Source organism: Klebsiella sp. GL120222-02 (assembly GCF_003097195.1).
Classification (GTDB): Bacteria; Pseudomonadota; Gammaproteobacteria; order Enterobacterales; family Enterobacteriaceae; genus Klebsiella; species Klebsiella variicola.
Window position 1 is genome coordinate 1 of record NZ_QEQO01000008.1, and the last position, 16,700, is coordinate 16,700.

15 protein-coding genes are annotated in these 16,700 nt (G+C 49.6%); all 15 read left to right on the forward strand.

Annotated features, from left to right (window positions below):
• Window positions 1-536, forward strand: a 536-nt coding sequence (locus N438_RS21095) for a type VI secretion system contractile sheath large subunit (protein WP_186980558.1), incomplete at its 5' end; no start/stop codon positions are given.
• Between the two features lie 11 nt (window positions 537-547).
• Window positions 548-1,897, forward strand: coding sequence for a type VI secretion system baseplate subunit TssK (gene tssK, locus N438_RS21100; RefSeq protein WP_049162641.1), 1,350 nt, complete (start codon window positions 548-550; stop codon window positions 1,895-1,897).
• Window positions 1,894-2,583, forward strand: coding sequence for a type VI secretion system protein TssL, short form (gene tssL, locus N438_RS21105; protein ID WP_049162640.1), 690 nt, complete (start codon window positions 1,894-1,896; stop codon window positions 2,581-2,583). Before tssK ends, tssL begins: the two co-directional genes overlap by 4 nt.
• Window positions 2,583-4,259: an OmpA family protein gene (locus N438_RS21110; protein WP_110236171.1), complete on the forward strand. Its 1,677-nt coding sequence runs from the start codon at window positions 2,583-2,585 to the stop codon at window positions 4,257-4,259. The genes tssL and N438_RS21110 overlap by 1 nt, the downstream gene beginning before the upstream one ends.
• A 2-nt stretch (window positions 4,260-4,261) precedes the next feature.
• Window positions 4,262-4,753 carry a type VI secretion system effector Hcp gene (hcp, locus tag N438_RS21115; RefSeq protein ID WP_080783328.1) on the forward strand — a complete coding sequence of 164 codons (492 nt, stop codon included), beginning with the start codon at window positions 4,262-4,264 and terminating at the stop codon, window positions 4,751-4,753.
• 174 nt (window positions 4,754-4,927) lie between these two features.
• Window positions 4,928-7,582 carry a type VI secretion system ATPase TssH gene (tssH, locus tag N438_RS21120; protein WP_080783329.1) on the forward strand — a complete coding sequence of 885 codons (2,655 nt, stop codon included), beginning with the start codon at window positions 4,928-4,930 and terminating at the stop codon, window positions 7,580-7,582.
• A complete protein-coding gene (gene vgrG, locus N438_RS21125; protein WP_116696490.1) occupies window positions 7,579-9,936 on the forward strand; it encodes a type VI secretion system Vgr family protein in 2,358 nt (785 codons plus the stop codon). Before tssH ends, vgrG begins: the two co-directional genes overlap by 4 nt.
• A gap of 199 nt (window positions 9,937-10,135) precedes the next feature.
• Window positions 10,136-10,489: a DUF3828 domain-containing protein gene (locus tag N438_RS21130; RefSeq protein WP_323108486.1), complete on the forward strand. Its 354-nt coding sequence runs from the start codon at window positions 10,136-10,138 to the stop codon at window positions 10,487-10,489.
• A gap of 73 nt (window positions 10,490-10,562) precedes the next feature.
• On the forward strand, window positions 10,563-11,033 hold the full coding sequence (locus N438_RS21135) for a DUF3828 domain-containing protein (RefSeq protein ID WP_116696491.1): 471 nt from the start codon (window positions 10,563-10,565) through the stop codon (window positions 11,031-11,033).
• 342 nt (window positions 11,034-11,375) lie between these two features.
• Window positions 11,376-13,763 (forward strand): lytic transglycosylase domain-containing protein, encoded by a 2,388-nt coding sequence (locus N438_RS21140; RefSeq protein WP_243414578.1) that lies wholly within the window; start codon window positions 11,376-11,378, stop codon window positions 13,761-13,763.
• Between the two features lies 1 nt (window position 13,764).
• On the forward strand, window positions 13,765-14,208 hold the full coding sequence (locus N438_RS27610) for a hypothetical protein (RefSeq protein WP_129765697.1): 444 nt from the start codon (window positions 13,765-13,767) through the stop codon (window positions 14,206-14,208).
• 117 nt (window positions 14,209-14,325) lie between these two features.
• Complete coding sequence (locus N438_RS21150; protein ID WP_072041857.1) at window positions 14,326-14,769, forward strand: hypothetical protein; 444 nt, start codon at window positions 14,326-14,328, stop codon at window positions 14,767-14,769.
• Between the two features lie 677 nt (window positions 14,770-15,446).
• Window positions 15,447-15,815 carry a hypothetical protein gene (locus N438_RS27615; RefSeq protein ID WP_133246605.1) on the forward strand — a complete coding sequence of 123 codons (369 nt, stop codon included), beginning with the start codon at window positions 15,447-15,449 and terminating at the stop codon, window positions 15,813-15,815.
• 259 nt (window positions 15,816-16,074) lie between these two features.
• Window positions 16,075-16,374 (forward strand): lysozyme inhibitor LprI family protein, encoded by a 300-nt coding sequence (locus tag N438_RS21160; RefSeq protein ID WP_077257303.1) that lies wholly within the window; start codon window positions 16,075-16,077, stop codon window positions 16,372-16,374.
• Window positions 16,375-16,436: 62 nt separating this feature from the next.
• Window positions 16,437-16,700 (forward strand): PAAR domain-containing protein, encoded by a 264-nt coding sequence (locus N438_RS21165; protein ID WP_009309568.1) that lies wholly within the window; start codon window positions 16,437-16,439, stop codon window positions 16,698-16,700.

Genomic DNA, 16,700 nt, shown 5'->3' on the forward strand with positions numbered 1-16,700 from the left:
ATCTGTACGATCTGGGCACCGGCAACCAGGTGAAAATTCCTTCCGAGGTGATGATCCCGGAAACGCGGGAGTTTGAGTTCGCCAGCCTGGGCTTTATCCCGCTGTCGTACTACAAAAATCGCGATTACGCCTGCTTCTTCTCGGCCAACTCCGCGCAGAAACCGGCGCTGTACGATACCGCTGACGCCACCGCCAACAGCCGCATCAACGCGCGTCTGCCTTATATCTTCCTGCTCTCGCGCATCGCGCACTACCTGAAGATGATCCAGCGCGAGAATATCGGCACCACCAAGGACCGGCGGCTGCTGGAGCTGGAGCTGAACACCTGGGTGCGGAGCCTGGTGACTGAAATGACCGACCCCGGCGACGAGCTGCAGGCCTCCCATCCGCTGCGCGATGCCAGCGTGGTGGTGGAAGATATTGAGGATAACCCAGGCTTCTTCCGCGTGAAGCTTTACGCGGTGCCGCACTTCCAGGTCGAGGGGATGGACGTCAATCTGTCGCTGGTTAGCCAGATGCCCAAAGCAAAAGCATAAGGCAGGATGGGATGAAAATTTATCGTCCACTGTGGAACGAGGGGGCTTTACTGTCCCCTCAACAGTTCCAGCAGCAGGCTGAATGGGAGTCTTTCCGCAGTGCCGGTGCAGCAGCGCTGGCATCCCCATTCCCCTGGGGCGTGGAGAAGATTGAGTTTAATGACAGTCTTCTTTCGTCCGGTCTGATCCAGATTACGCAGTTACGCCTCTGGCTGGAAGATGGTTCATTAATTGATGCGCAAAGGAGCGATCTGCCTCCGGCGCCGCGTGAGTTAGATACCAGCCAGCTGGCAGGTCGTGATGCGGTAACTGTCGTCATTGCATTGCCGCACATGCAGCCAGGTATGAGCAACGTTGAACAGGAGGGCGTCCGTTCAGAACGGCCGCTTCGCTATCGTGAAGAGTGGATAACATTGCAGGATGCCTTTGGCTCTGAAGAAGAATCTATGGCAGTTGCCCGGTTTAATTTCACCATCCGGTTTGCCCATGAAAGCAATGATTCCTGGAAAGTGTGTCCGGTCGCAAGACTGATTCGGGATGGACAAAATGCGTGGCGACAGGATCCCTCTTTTATTCCTCCAGTGGCGTCATTTGGAGCAAGCCCGGTCCTTCACGAACGTCTGATGTTGCTTAATCGCCAGTTACGTTCCCGACGCCAGCGTCTGATGACGATGCGACGAGAAAGCAACGAAAGGCTCGCCGATTTTGCCGTCGCCGATGTTTCCCTTTTCTGGTTGCTGAATGCACTGAATTCTCACGCCACAGTGCTAACAGAATACGAGCGTTTTCCTTCACGTCCACCTGAACAGGTATGGGCTGAGCTCGCTCGTCTGGCAGGCAGTATGTTGACCTTTTCCCTGGACCATGATCTCGACGCCATACCGGGTTACGACCACGAGGAGCCAGCTAAGGCGTTTCCTCCGCTGTTTGACCTGATAACGGGTTTGCTGGAGGCAAGTTTGCCATCTCGGGTCATTGCTCTGGAAATGTCCCGCCCGGACGGACAGACCTGGAAGGCCAACCTCCACGATATCCGTCTGCGTGAAGAGGCCGATCTCTATCTCTCTGTACGCTCGGATATCCCGGCCTGGCAGGTTGCCGAGAAATTTCCTGCACTCTGTCAGGCAGGTTCACCTGATGATGTGCGCGAAATCTATGGTGCTGCGCTCAAGGGGATCCCGTTGATACCGGTGAGCAGGGTCCCGGCAGCGTTGCCTGTACGCATGGAAAACCAGTATTTCGCACTTGATATACAAAGCCCCGCTGCGCATGAAATGCTGGAGCAGGGGGTGTGTATGTTCTATGTGCCTGAGTTACTTGGTGCTTTGGAACTTGAACTGTTTGCGGTATTGCGCTCATGAGACAGGATATCGATATCGACCAGCTAATGACGGAGACCTGGCTCACCGTCACCATGCTTAAGAAAGGCGCCATCACGCTTAATGGCTCTGCGCTTTACAACACATGCGTTAAACAAGTTGAAAGTGTGCGGGAAGCGCTGGAGCGTGCCGGTTATGACGATGCCAGTGTGGAACATATTTCCTACGCACAATGTGCCTTGCTGGATGAAACGGTGATGAGCCGTAAGCCCGAAAAAAGCGAAGGAGGAGAGGAGCCGAAAGTAGATGAAGGCCAGATGGTCTGGCGTAAAGCACCGCTTCAGGCCCGTTTTTTTGGCTCACTTCGGGCAGGTGAAGCACTATGGGATCGGATTGCAGAGGTTCTGCGTCAACCTTCACCGAACCCGGCCGTTTTAACCTGCTATCACCGGGTGATAGCGCTGGGCTTTCAGGGATTATACAGCCTGAAAGCGGTCAGCCAGTCACAGCGGGATGAGGTAGTGAAAGCTCTTTCTGAGCGAGTTTCTCCACCTGATGCTGGCCTGTCGCTGGTTGTTTACCGGATGGGGAAACATCGCTGGAGTCTGATGCGCTCGGTCTGGTTCTGGATAGTGCTGGCCGTCATTCTGACCGGGGTTATCTGGTGGGGTGGCCATCTGTGGCTTCAGGCGCTGTTGTCAGCACAAATACCGGAGCTGCATGGCTAATGCGCAGAAAAGTCATCATTTCGGTAGCCCTACACACTTTAGCAGCCGTAGCCGGGCTACTGTGGTTGCTGTGGTATTTCATTCCGACAGGCAACGTATTTAACGGCCTGTCCACTGCGCTGATCATTCTTCTGGCAGGCTGGTATGTGTTCAAAAACTGTCGGCATGAGGAGCACGTATCCGACGCTAACCTCCCGGCGGCTGAACTTCCATTACTCGACGCCGAGGGCCCCGTTGTACTGGTGTGTGGCGACATGCTGGATGCGTTGTTTCAGGGAAGCCCTCTACGTAAAACAGCCCAGGGATGGTGGCTACGGGTCGGCGACGTCAGCCGGTTAACTGACGTTGTCCGCAGCATACAGACGCAGTTCCCGCACCAGGTCGGTCAGCTCTCGGTAATGTACCGTTGCCTGCCAGACCGTCATCAGGATGAAGCCGTACTTCGTTCCGCACTAAAAACGCTCCGCCAGCAGTGTAAACAGATTAAATCCCTGACGGGTATCACATTGCCGGCTGTGTTAAGCGCTGAATTTTCCGGGCCTGAAACGCCATGGATAATCGTCCGGGGTGACAAGCCGCTGGTATGTCCGTTTAATGATTCGCCGCAGGCATTCATTGACTGGCAGCAGACGGACGACAATATCCTGGCGCTGCCGACAGTCAGCCAGGCATTTTCCTTTATCCGTAATACGCTGGCTGATGAGCTGGAGAAACCTGACGGCCTAACGCCGCCTGTGCGTGTATTTTCCGTGATCATGCGTCTCGGAGTAGTCAATCCAGCGACTCGGTCTGTCTGGGCCGGTTGGCTCTATTCGCGCACCTGCTTGCAGTTTTCCCGAGCTCCCGGGCAGTCATCGACAAGTCTGTTCCCGGATGCGGTTTTGCCACTTCTGGCGCCGTTTGCCTCGAAAGTACAGGGGGGCCAGCGTACCCGTCTTCTGGTTCTGCTGATCTGGCTGTGCGTTCTGACGGCGTTGGGCATCTCCGCTCTCAATAATCGTGAACTTATCCGTCATGTCAGTACCCATTTACAGCGCTGGAATGCTATTCCAATGAGTCACTCCCCCCCTAAAGCAGAATCATTGGCTGCACTGAAACAGGATGCGCTCCTGCTTGAACGCTGGCAGCGTCAGGGAGAGCCTTTACGTTACAGCCTGGGTTATTACCCGGGACAACGTCTGTGGCTGGCCTTGCAGCAGGCTATCGATACCTGGACACCGCCACCCGCCCCTGAACCGAAACCGGTACCGAAAATTGTACGACTCGACAGCATGTCACTGTTTGACTCCGGCAAATCGGTACTCAAAGACGGCTCAACCAAAATACTCGTTAATGCACTGGTAGGGATTAAAGCCAGACCAGGCTGGCTGATCGTGGTCAGCGGTCATACAGACAACACCGGCAGCGTTCAGCTAAATCAAACCTTGTCTTTGCAAAGAGCTGAGGCCGTCCGTAACTGGATGCGTGATACCGGGGACGTACCGGAAAGTTGCTTTGCCGTGCAGGGTTACGGCGACAGTCGACCGATTGCATCAAACGACACGCCTGATGGCCGTGCGCATAACCGGCGTGTTGAGATCAGTCTGGTACCGCAGGCTGACGCCTGTCGTCTGCCAGGCGCAAAACACACGTCACAGGATGTAGGTGACGTTTCAACTCGAGAAATGGAGAAGTAAACATGGCAATCCCAGTTTATCTGTGGCTGAAAGACGACGGTGGAGCGGACATTAAAGGTTCCGTGGACGTGAAGGACCGTGAGGGCAGCATCGAAGTTGTTGCTCAGGAGCATAGTCTGTACATCCCGACCGATAACAACACCGGCAAGCTGACCGGAACCCGTATCCACACGCCGTTCCTGTTCACCAAAGAAATCGACTCTTCCAGCCCGTATCTGTACAAGGCGGTGACCACCGGCCAGACCCTGAAATCTGCTGAATTCAAGTGGTACAAGATCAACGACGCGGGTCAGGAAGTGGAGTACTTCAACACGAAGCTGGAAAACGTGAAAGTGGTGAAAGTGAATCCAGTGATGCACGACATCAAGGATCCTTCTTTCGAGAAGCACAACCATCTTGAGCGGATCGAACTGCGCTACGAAAAAATCACCTGGACCTACAAAGACGGCAACATCATTCATTCCGATTCCTGGAACGAACGCACTACGGCGTAAGAACCTGGCGGACAGAGCCTCTCTGTCCGCTCTTTTTGCTGAGCGTCTGTTTCACGGGCGTTGAGCAAAGAAAAACACAATCTGCCTGCCTGACCTGATGCGCTTTGGACTCCTTATCAAAAGGAAACAGCGACGGGCGGTAGCGTGTCTGCGAACTGATAAAGAGAGAATCTCATGGACAATCCCGCCATCCTGTTACGTCGTCTTAACCCATACAGCGCCCGCGCGATGGAAGGCGCCGCCTCCCTGTGCCAGACCCGCGCACACGCGGAAATCCTGCCGGAGCACTGGCTGCTGAAACTGCTGGAGCAGGGCGAGGGCGACCTGACGGTGCTGGCGCGGCGTTATACGTGGGATATGGATGCGATATGGCAGGATTTACTGAACTTTATGGATAAGCTTCCCCGTTCTGTGCGCAGCCGCCCGCAGCTGTCGGACGCCATACAGACGCTGATGCAGGAGGCCTGGCTGCGTGCCTCGCTGGCGGGTGAAGAGCAGATACGCAGCCTGCACCTGCTAATGGCCCTGGTGGAAAAACCGTCACTCATCCGTTGCGATGGGCTGTGGCCGCTGCTGACCCTGGCGCAGAGCCAGCTGGAGCGTCTGCATCCTGTGCTGGATGCGCAGTCGGATGAACGTCTGGAGGTGCAGCAGGTGGAAAGTCTGCGCCCGTCGCTTTCAACACGGAATGACGACCTCTCCCGCGATATGGGCGTTTCCGGCAACAACGGCTTAAGTGATGCACTGCGGAACGCGCTGGACAAATTTACCCTTGACGTCACCGCCCGCGCCCGCGACGGAAAAATAGACCCGGTGTTCGGTCGCGACAATGAAATCCGCCAGATGGTGGATATTCTCTCAAGACGCCGCAAGAACAACCCGATACTGGTGGGTGAACCGGGTGTCGGCAAGACCGCACTGGTCGAGGGGCTGGCGCTGCGAGTCGCGGAAGGCAACGTTCCTGACAGCCTGAAGCCGGTCTCCGTGCGCACTCTTGACCTCGGCCTTTTGCAGGCGGGGGCGGGTGTGAAGGGCGAATTTGAGCAGCGCCTGAAAAACATTATCGAAGCGGTGCAGCAATCCCCGTTACCGGTGCTGCTGTTTATTGATGAAGCGCACACCATCATCGGGGCGGGTAATCAGGCGGGCGGGGCGGATGCGGCTAACCTGCTGAAACCGGCGCTGGCGCGTGGCGAGCTACGTACTATCGCGGCCACAACCTGGAGTGAATACAAGCAGTACTTCGAACGCGACGCAGCCCTGGAGCGCCGCTTCCAGATGGTCAAGGTTGATGAGCCCGATGATGATACGGCCTGCCTGATGTTGCGTGGCCTTAAGTCACGCTACGCGGAGCACCACGGCGTGCATATCACCGATGAGGCAGTACGCGCTGCCGTCACCCTTTCACGACGCTATCTCACCGGCCGCCAGTTGCCGGACAAGGCGGTGGACCTGCTGGACACCGCCTCCGCGCGTATCCGTATGAGCCTGGATACCATCCCGGAACCGCTGACCCGGCTGAAAGTGCAGCTCACCGCGCTGGCGATGGAAAAGCAGGCGCTGCTGGAAGATATCGCGGCGGGCAAAGAGGCGCACCGCGAGCCTCTGGCCGCCATCGAACGGGACGAAGTCCGCATTATCCTGCAACTCGATGAACTGGAAACGCAGTACGGCGCAGAACTGAAGCTGACGGAACAACTGCTGGCCTGCCGCAGCGACATCTCCCGCCAGGCGGAAATCCCTGATCTGCAACAACAACTGCGCGGGATACAACAGACTAACCCACTACTGGGCCTCGACGTGGACGCCCGGACCGTCGCTACCGTCATCGCAGACTGGACCGGAGTGCCGCTCTCTTCATTAATGAAGGACGAGCAGACGGAATTACTGAGTCTTGAACACAACCTGTCAAAACGTGTTGTTGGTCAGTACGCAGCGCTGAACGCCATTGCCCAGCGCCTGAGGGCGTCAAAAACCGGCCTGACGCCGGAGAACGGACCGCAGGGGGTGTTTTTACTGGTGGGTCCAAGCGGGGTAGGTAAAACAGAAACCGCGCTGGCACTTGCTGATGTTATGTATGGTGGTGAAAAATCGCTCATTACCATTAACCTGTCTGAATACCAGGAGCCGCACACGGTATCGCAGTTGAAAGGTTCTCCTCCGGGCTATGTAGGGTATGGTCAGGGCGGCATTCTCACCGAGGCCGTCCGTAAGCGGCCTTACAGCGTTGTGCTGCTCGATGAAGTGGAGAAGGCCCATCGGGATGTAATGAACCTGTTTTATCAGGTCTTTGACCGGGGCTTTATGCGGGACGGGGAAGGGCGTGAAATTGATTTCCGCAATACCGTGATCCTGATGACGTCCAACCTGGGAAGTGACCCGCTGATGCAGTTGCTGGAAGAGCAACCAGAAGCTACTGAGAGCGATCTGCATGAGTTGTTACGCCCGATCCTGCGCGATCATTTCCAGCCAGCGCTGCTGGCTCGCTTCCAGACGGTGATATACCGCCCGCTGGCAATGGATGCCATGCGCACCATCGTCGGCATGAAGCTCGCACAGGTGAGCACGCGTCTGCAACGCCACTACGGCATTTCCACGCACATTGACGAAAGGCTCATCGACACGCTAACGATGGCGTGTTTGCTGCCGGATACCGGTGCCCGCAACGTGGACAGCCTTCTTAATCAGCAGATCCTGCCGGTTCTGAGCCAGCAGTTATTGAGCCATATGGCGGCAAAACAAAAGCCGTCTTCACTACAGCTGACCTGGGATGATGAAGAGGGCATTGTGCTGGAGTTTGACGCACAGGCAGAAGGAGAGTCGTCATGAGCAATTCCCTGATCAACCAGGCTACCAGCGTGGTGCAACAGCTTTCAGGGCAATCACGGTACCGGGTTGATGTGCATGACTGTACTGAGTTTCTTGATGTGCTGAACTTCCGTTCGGTGGAGTCCCTCAGTCAGCCCTGGCGGTATGACGTGGCGGTCACCTGCTCCTCTGCGGATATTGCCTGCGACGCATTACTGCTGAAACCCGCATCATTCACTTTTCTGACCCCGCGATTTGACGGCACCCCGGCGCTGCCGGTCCGGACGGTTTTCGGCGTGGTGGAGTCGTTTCGCCGGATATCCACGTCAAATGACGATACCCGTTACGCGCTGACGATCGTTCCCCGTATCGCCCTTCTGGACTATACGAAAGGGAGCGAAATCTATCTCAATCAGTCAGTCACTGAAGTCGTGGAAAAGGTACTGCGTAAACACGGTCTGGAAGGGCCTGATTTCGAGTTCCGGCTCTCCCGCGAATATCCATCCCGGGAACTCATCACCCAGTGGCGGGAGACCGATCTTGAGTTTATCCAGCGCCTGCTGGCGGAGGTGGGTATTTACTGGCGCTATGAAATGGACAGCCGTCTTGAACAGGACGTGGTGATTTTTCAGGACAGCCAGCAGCAGTATGAGTTCGGTGTCATCCTGCCATTACGCAACCAGGCCGGGATGAGCGACAGCGGGCAGGAGAGCATCTGGGATATTCAGACCGCGTATAAGGTGGTGAGCGGAAGGGTGGCCACCCGGGACTACAACTACCGGGAAGCGCTGACGCCGCAGGACAGTGCCGAAAGCATTTTCAGCAGGGAAGGGATCACCACCGGGGAAACGTACCATTACGCGGAACCCTTCCTGACAGCAGGTGATACGGAAAGTACAGAGTCCGGGGCATACTTTGCCCGTCTGCGTCACGAACGCATTCTGAACGCCCAGTATCACGTCACCGGGCATTCCTCAAGCCCTCATCTGGCGCCGGGTCAGGTACTGGAAACGGACGGCACGTTACCCGATGCCGTAAAAGAAGGTATCGTCATCACCACGGTACGCACCAGCGGTTCACGCAAAAGTAGCTTTACGCTGACGTTTGAAGGCATCCCCTACAGCGAAACCGTCTGCTGGCGCCCGGCACTGCTCAGTCGCCCGGTGATAGCTGGTTCACTGCCTGCCCGGGTGGAAAGCACGCAGAAAGGCGACACCTGTTCCTGGCTCGACCAGGAAGGCCGCTACCGGGTGAAACTGGACTTTGACCGCAACAGTACCGAACAGGGCTATGCGTATCTGTGGCTGCGGCTGGCGAAACCGTATGCCGGTGATACATACGGCTTCCACTCACCGCTTCTCGACGGAACGGAAGTGGCCGTCGTATTTGACGGTGGAGACCCGGATCGTCCCTACATCGCTTATGCCCTGCATGATTCAGAGCATCCGGACCATGTTACCAGCGAGAATCATACGCGGAACGTGTGGCGCACGCCGGCGAACAATAAGCTGCGGATGGAGGACAAGCGCCAGGAAGAGCATATCAAGCTCGCGACGGAATATGGCAAAACGCAGCTGAACATGGGGCACCTGGTCAATGGCCAGCGTGAAAAACGCGGGGCCGGTTTTGAGCTGCGAACGGATGAGTATGGCGCAGTCCGTGCGGCAAAAGGGCTGTTCCTGACGGCGGATGAACAGGCAAAAGCGCAGGGGCCTGTGCTTGAAATGGCCCCTGCCATCAACCAGATTAACCAGGCCAACAGCCAGATGCAGGCCCTGAACAGCGCCGCCGACGCGGCGGGAGCGCTGGTCTGTGACATCAATACCCAGGTTAGTTTTGTAACCGACAAAATCAGGGACCTCCGGTCGGCGGTGCTGCTGGGTAGCGCGCCGCAGGGAGTGGCACTGACCTCAGGTGAACACCTTCAGCTCAGCAGCACCCGCAACACCATGATCAATGCAGGCCAGCATCTTGATATCGGTGCGATGAAAAATCTGTCCGTGAGCGCTGAAAAAGCGCTTGGGTTGTTTGTGCATAAAGACGGGGCGAAGCTGGTCGCGAACCAGGGAGACATCGAGATTCAGGCTCAGCACAACACGATGGCCCTGTTTTCTGGAAAACAGCTGACTGTGACCAGTAGTGAAGATGAAATTATTATCAGCACCCCGGAAACGCTGACGCTGAACGGCGGCGGATCTTACCTGAGGCTGAGTAAGAACGGCATTGAGCATGGTTCATCAGGTGAGTTCATTATGAAGACGTCGAATTATATGGTACCGGGTACTGGCGCGAATCTTCCCAACGAAACACCCAATTTCAGCCTGACGGATATCACTCAGGAAAGCAAAATCAGCAGCAAATCTTTCAATGACTAAGGGCTGATGATGGATCCATTAATTCCTCATATGCGTAATGTTTTTTTTATTTGCATTTTTGCTTTGTTTATCAAATTTTACACAGGCATCCGAGCAAACAAGCCCAGAAAGCATCGTGTACAATTTTTATAAGTCATATTTGAAAGAAGAATCATCGGACAACAGTCGATTTCTCAGCCAATATGTTTCTGATGAGTTAATGAAAAGCATTAACGACTCAATGATGTGTAATTATGATTCTGATGATTCAGTGTCGGCAGAAGAACTCGAAGGAAAATGTTCACAAAAGCGCGAATGCAAGCAGTTTAAAGGGCGTTATATTTGTAACTGGCATGGTGCTTGGGTTGATACTGATGTTGATTATTTTACAAAATCACAAGATGTTTATCCTTCATGGAAAGCAAGTATAAGTACCTTTGATGTATATCAGAAAGAGAATGACTCTTCAGTCAACGTTATTTTAGGAGCAGGTTCCGAGCCTAAAGTTACATTTAATGTTGTGCTAGAAAAAATTGATAGGAAGTGGAAAGTCACCAGCGTAACGGAACAATAAAAACGTGGTCATTTTCTAAATTTCTCACCTCGACTACTTATACAAATACCAACATATCTACGGAGAGACGTTCATGTTGAAGAAGATTATTTTTGCTTGCTGCTTATTCTGCGTGGCCAGTATAGCCTCAGCTTCAGCAGACGAAAGTTCAATGCCTCGGGAAATTGTTGCAAATTTTTATCATGATTACCTTGTTGCGTCTGAAATGCCTGATATAGAATCAGCTGATAAACTAACTCAAAAAGCTATTTTTGAATATACAACTGAGCATCTCAGAAGTCTGCGGGATAATGATGAATCGGGTGCTGATTATTTTGTCGATGCTCAGGATATTTGTGAAGAATGGAAGGACAGCATTAATGTGGAAACTGTTTCAGAGAATGACCAGGTCGCACAAGTGAAGCTAACATTAGGATATGGTAAGGGTGTATCCCTGTATGCCGTTAACCTGGTTAAAGAAAAAGGGAAATGGTTAATGGATTCTGTTAAGCCCATATCTCATAGTAGTATTTATTGTCCTCGACAAGCAGAGGGGGGAGAATAAATGCTGGACAAGAATGTAGCAGTTAGTGTTTTAAACACTCAAGCCCTGGCTAGAGCGAAAATTAACGCTGAGAATTTTAAAAATGGCATAGATAAAAAGCTTAAATATGGCGAGTCAAAATGTGCACGCTATGTTAAAAAAGCATTAATAGCTGGAGGGGCATCTGCAAAAAATTCAGGAATTGAATCAGCTAAAAATTATGGCCCATGGCTGCTTGAAAATAACTTTAAAGTTGTGGGTGGCGCTACAACAGTGTGTACTGGCGGTGTATTCACAATTTCTGGTCAGCAAGTGGGGGATGTTGTCGTAATCCAGGCAGCACCACACCATGTGCATGGTCATATGGCGATGTTTAATGGTACACACTGGGTATCTGATTTTGTCCAGGAAAGGGGGTTCTATCCTGCCCAGATATATCGTGATCAAAACATACCCTATACACTTTATCGTTATGGCGATAATACCACATCAGAGCAGAACGCCACGGCTACCCAAAAAGGAAAAATTAAAATTGTCTGGCCGATCCCTTCTAATAACCGGGGAAGTGAGTTCAATAATCAGGAAGAGATCCTCTCTCATGTCGGGGGGGGATCCACCGGGCAGTATATGATTGGCCGTAGCGGGATGTGGCATGGCGGGATCCATATCACGGAAGCAACGACCCCGTGGTGTGCTCTGAGTGGCAAGTCTCCTCTTGAAGCATTAGATTTCCCAGTTGCCTTTAAAGGTGAGCAGGCTATACGTTGCATGGCAGATGGGGAAATCGTTGCATATCGTGTCTGCAAGGATTATCTCACGCTTGGGTGGGAATCCGGCCCGCTTAGCTTTTCCGGTTCGTTTGTTCTGGTTAAACACTTTATTCAACCGGGGGAGAAGGAATCCAGCGGACTGCATTTCTATACCCTGTATATGCACCTGGCTCCCTATTCAGCCTATAGTGTCAATCCGGCGGAAAAAAAGTGGACAGTCCAGGATACGCTTACTGCCTACGATCCAGAATGGGTCATGACCGCCAGTACCAACAATAAAAGTATCAGTGAAAGCTATCGCAAGGGTACGATCCCAAAAGGATCTATTGTTGAGTGGGATAAAACAGACAGCGGCCTCCATACCGTTGCATTTAATAAGCGAGAGTATGGCCTTGTTACATTTGTTAGCCTCTCAGAACAGGCGTTGAAAAAGGGTAAGAAAACATCCCTGAACCCAGGGCAGCAATACTGGATGCTTGTGGACAAAAACAACCTGTCACCTGGCACAGATGGGGTGGTACAGCCTTCCTGGTGGCAGAAACTCATGCCGCCAGCAAAAGAAGCGATGAAATTTGACCAGGTTGTATGTCCGACTCCCTTTGCTATCAGTGCAGGTGACCCTATTGGTCATATGGGATATTATCAGGCACCTAAGGATGGCGGATATGAAGCGCGATACCAGGTTCATATCGAATGCACGAGTATGGATGATAACCTGGAAACGTTCCTGACCAACCCTGAGCAAGCGGGAGAAAAGAATCCACTCTGGCTGAAGTACGCTCCGGGCCTTACGTTGTACAAAAAAGATGTTGCAACAGGAACATTCACAGTAGATACAAGGGCAACAACCAGGGCGGGGATCCTTCCACTGAGTCAGGTGCAAACAGAAGTCGATAAGTCGACCAAACAGGAATACTGGCAGCTGCGACCAGAAAATGCTTACGTCCCTAAAGGCCAGGCGGAACCTCAACTTTTGTCGCAGTATGATCTGGCAAAGCTGGGCTTCAGAACTGAAACCGCAGAACCAGCCAGCTTTGATTACCTGGATGGAAAAAACCAGCCCACTGGATTCTTCCGTAACCTCATCGATTCGCTCTACCAGGCCGCGATAGATGATACACGAACCAGTCATGCTCTCGTGAAGCATAATTATCAGCGCCTGCTGGATAAAATTGACAGCGGAAGCGACCGCTATTCTCCAATGGAGTACTGGAGAGCACTTCACAATCCCGACTATCGTGACGTTATTCAGAAAACAATCGTAAAACATCCAAGCGACTGGTACTTCAAAAAAGGCGATGCTATCTGGCAACCGTTCCTCAATGCGCTGAAAAAAGATGCGCCAGAATGGAAGAAATACAGCGAAGATTTTATCGATAAGATGGCATGGATGCAGGATGTTACAGCTGAGAAACTTGGGCCTTCATTGTGGCATATGCACCCGCTTAGATTCCTTGGCTCATTAAAGGACCAAAATCTTGAGAAGATCGCATGGGGTGCTAAAGTTTCAAAAGAATTTAAGCTTAAGGTTATTGAAGTTTGTGAACGACTGGAAATAAACCCAGATTATTTGATGTCGTGTATGGCATTTGAAACAGGAGAAACCTTTTCTCCAAGCGTTAGAAATCCAAATGGAAGTGCTACTGGCCTGATACAATTTATGTCGAATACTGCGCGGTCTTTAGGTACGACAACTAATGAATTGGCTGACATGACTTCGGTTGAACAAATGGATTATGTGGAAAAATATTTCAAACCGTACGCTGGAAAGATTAAAACAATTGAAGATGTTTATATGGTTATATTCTGCCCTAGGGCTGTAGGAAAACCAGATAGTTACATTCTGTATGATGAAGGGAGAAGCTATAATGATAATAAAGGCTTAGACCTGAATAAAGACAATGCAATAACTAAATATGAAGCAGGCTTTAAAGTAAGAGGGAAATTAAAATTAGGAATGAAAGAAGGATATCGAGGTTAACATGCGAAAAACTCTGTCTTTGATAGTTACACTTTTGCCTATGTATAGTATGGCAAACAGTTTCGACTTGCCAACAGTTCATTCAATAAAAAATGGAAACCAATGTGAAATATCTTTTAATGATAAAGTTGTTTCGAAGCATGACTGTGAGTATGAATCTCCTTCCTATTTGACATCTTACTCTCTCCTTACTGACTCTTGGACTGGAGTTTGGATATTCCAGGATTCTCCAATGGGAAATGCTTGTGAGGCTGGAGCAATCAGAATTATTTCCTTGGATTCTGAAAATAAAACCCAGGTGCATAAGCCAATAGATTACTGCACAGGAGTTGTTATGATTAATAATGACGGTGATAAAGTCAAAATTAATATTCAAGATGTCAATGATCCTAAAAATTCTGAGGTGTGGATATTTAAAGACAACAAACTAGCGAGGCTAAAATAGCTACATTTCCTATAATCGCTGGTCTGTGTTTTGTGTTTTGTCAGCATTGCCCCAATTTTAAAAATAATTATCTCCAAAAGTTGAGGGGAGTGATTTTAAAAAATGTTCGGTAAGTTTATGAAAAATCTTATTGGCATTCTGTTATTGCCCACATTTTGCTATGCAAATACTGCAAATGTTTTCAAATCATCGTGCGGTGGTGTCCAATATAGTATCAAATCATTTTGTAGTGTAAATAATCTTAAGGATGACCAGGATAAACTTGATATACCAATTTGCAGCAAACAAACATTCGTTCTTGGTAAGGAAAGTCATGAACTATCAAAGTCTGCGGGTCTTGTAGAACGTATTAACAACAAAGGTGACAAAATAAAAATGATGAATTTCGTCTTCTACGGTGCCTCATGTAAAAATGACAGGGTTATTTTATCCGGTGCAGGTGGTTGCAATTCATGTGGTGAAACTTTCAAGACATTTAATTTATCAGGAAAAGAAATAAAAGAGAAATCTACCACGTTAGATTTAGAACCTATGCAAGATATAATCCCCAACCTTTATTAATGAATTTATTAACACAAATAATAGTTACGGATATGGTTGTGGTTGCATACTATCTGAGGCATCAAAGGAATCAAAAGAAATAACAAGAATATTCAACTTCAAGGCACTCCCTCTTCGCGTATGCAAAACGGACCCATCACTTAGAGAAAAAACAGAAGAAATTGAAAATGTAATGAATGATAATTAGTATTGTTCACATGTGGATAAACTTTTTAGATTCTTACAAAAATCAGAGGTTTTTCATACAAAGAGCCTCAGCATTTCAAATCTTAAAATTATTAGCTGAAATTGGGGTTAAAGGATGAAGATTATATTATTCGCATTATCCATGAGCTTGCCAGTAATTTCATTTGCAAAATTACCACAGGTTTGCAATTGCTCAATGCAATCTCATTCGGATATGATCGATTGCATACAAACCAGCACAAACAAAACAGAGGACTCCATTAAAGAAATTATTACCAAATCTGGTAAGGAGTATTCAATTGATATGGCGTTTTATAATAGTCAACGCAAGTCTATTTCTGAACGATGCAGCTTATATAACTCGATGGAGGGTCAACGAACATATTTGATAGAAAACCAATGCTAATGTGATGGTGTAGAGCAACTAAATGATTTTATTAAAACCTATATGAAGACGGTTGATAATTATTAAAATAAACGTAAAACTCTCTTTGGCTATGTTACTTTTAATGGCATCGGCAACATATGCTCAATGTTCTCAAACCAAAGATGTTGATATGCTGGTAACGGCAAGTAAGCTGAAAAACTCTGGCTTTGTCGATGGGCAAACAGGTCGCGGTACTACTGATTTAAATGGTGACGGTAAAAAAGATATCATCGAGTATACGTTTCTGAGTTCAACGCCACCCGGCACTTGTGATCAATCGGACTGTATGTCTAATCTCGACAACTCTCCAACTTTAACATTCGAAATCACAAAGCATGATGGAAAATCAATAGATGCAACATATATGTGTACATCCATTGGAATATCAAAAAAAATCGCACAAAGGGCTAAAAGATATTTTTTGCGGACCTAAGTATATCTTGCGATGGAATGGTGACGAGTATGATACAGAATAAATATTCAAAAGCATTTACATGCCATTGAGTCCTGAATGGGTCTTTTCAATTGTAGAACCAGGCACTTATAGGTAAGTTAAATTACTAGTGCCTCCACTGGATTATTCAAATAAAATGAAGATTAAGAACAAAATACTGACTTTACTTCTAATACTCCCTTGTATTTCACATGCTGCACTAAACTACTATTCCAAGATTGAAACTGATTGTCGCAAAATGAATCAAGATATAAATAACTCTGTTGTAATGGGTTGTGCCGACCAGGCATCAGACGCCGCAAAGAAAGACATGAATATTGTTTACCAGAAAATATACAAAATCATTAAAGCGCGTGGAATACCTGACATTACAAGTAAATTCGAGACAGCACAAAAAAACTGGATTGCTTCACGTGAAAATTGGTGTGATATTCAAGGATTTATAATCGGTTCGCCAATGTTCAGCGTATGCTGTATGGACATGAATATTTCAAGAGTGAATGAGTTAAATGACTTACTGGAACAGATTCAGAATTAATATGTCTGGGGACTAGTTACTTTAACCTAATGATAATTATTAACTCGCAGAGGTCCTTATTAATGCTTCAGATTATCCGCAAAGGCGATAAAACTACCCACGGTGGTTCAGTACTGACCGCCTCAGAAACGATGAAATTCGGTGGTATCGGTGTTGCCCGTAAAGGCGACAAAGTGTCCTGCCCGGTTCCGGGACATGGCCCTACAACTATCATAGAAGGCAATTCTGATTATCTTGATCATGGTATCCCGGTTGCCTTTCACGGTCACAAATGTGCCTGTGGTTGCACATTGATCAGTTCATTTGCCGCTGCAAAGGTTGCCTGA

Bases quoted from the DNA above. Each gene is read 5' to 3' on its own strand.
- N438_RS21140 (WP_243414578.1), top strand. From the start codon at position 11,376: ATGGCGATGTTTAATGGTACACACTGGGTATCTGATTTTGTCCAGGAA.
- tssK (WP_049162641.1), top strand. From the start codon at position 548: ATGAAAATTTATCGTCCACTGTGGAACGAGGGGGCTTTACTGTCCCCT.
- N438_RS21110 (WP_110236171.1), top strand. From the start codon at position 2,583: ATGCGCAGAAAAGTCATCATTTCGGTAGCCCTACACACTTTAGCAGCC.
- N438_RS27610 (WP_129765697.1), top strand. From the start codon at position 13,765: ATGCGAAAAACTCTGTCTTTGATAGTTACACTTTTGCCTATGTATAGT.
- N438_RS21135 (WP_116696491.1), top strand. From the start codon at position 10,563: ATGTTGAAGAAGATTATTTTTGCTTGCTGCTTATTCTGCGTGGCCAGT.
- N438_RS21130 (WP_323108486.1), top strand. From the start codon at position 10,136: ATGAAAAGCATTAACGACTCAATGATGTGTAATTATGATTCTGATGAT.
- tssL (WP_049162640.1), top strand. From the start codon at position 1,894: ATGAGACAGGATATCGATATCGACCAGCTAATGACGGAGACCTGGCTC.
- hcp (WP_080783328.1), top strand. From the start codon at position 4,262: ATGGCAATCCCAGTTTATCTGTGGCTGAAAGACGACGGTGGAGCGGAC.
- N438_RS21165 (WP_009309568.1), top strand. From the start codon at position 16,437: ATGCTTCAGATTATCCGCAAAGGCGATAAAACTACCCACGGTGGTTCA.
- tssH (WP_080783329.1), top strand. From the start codon at position 4,928: ATGGACAATCCCGCCATCCTGTTACGTCGTCTTAACCCATACAGCGCC.
- N438_RS21160 (WP_077257303.1), top strand. From the start codon at position 16,075: ATGAATCAAGATATAAATAACTCTGTTGTAATGGGTTGTGCCGACCAG.
- N438_RS21150 (WP_072041857.1), top strand. From the start codon at position 14,326: ATGAAAAATCTTATTGGCATTCTGTTATTGCCCACATTTTGCTATGCA.
- vgrG (WP_116696490.1), top strand. From the start codon at position 7,579: ATGAGCAATTCCCTGATCAACCAGGCTACCAGCGTGGTGCAACAGCTT.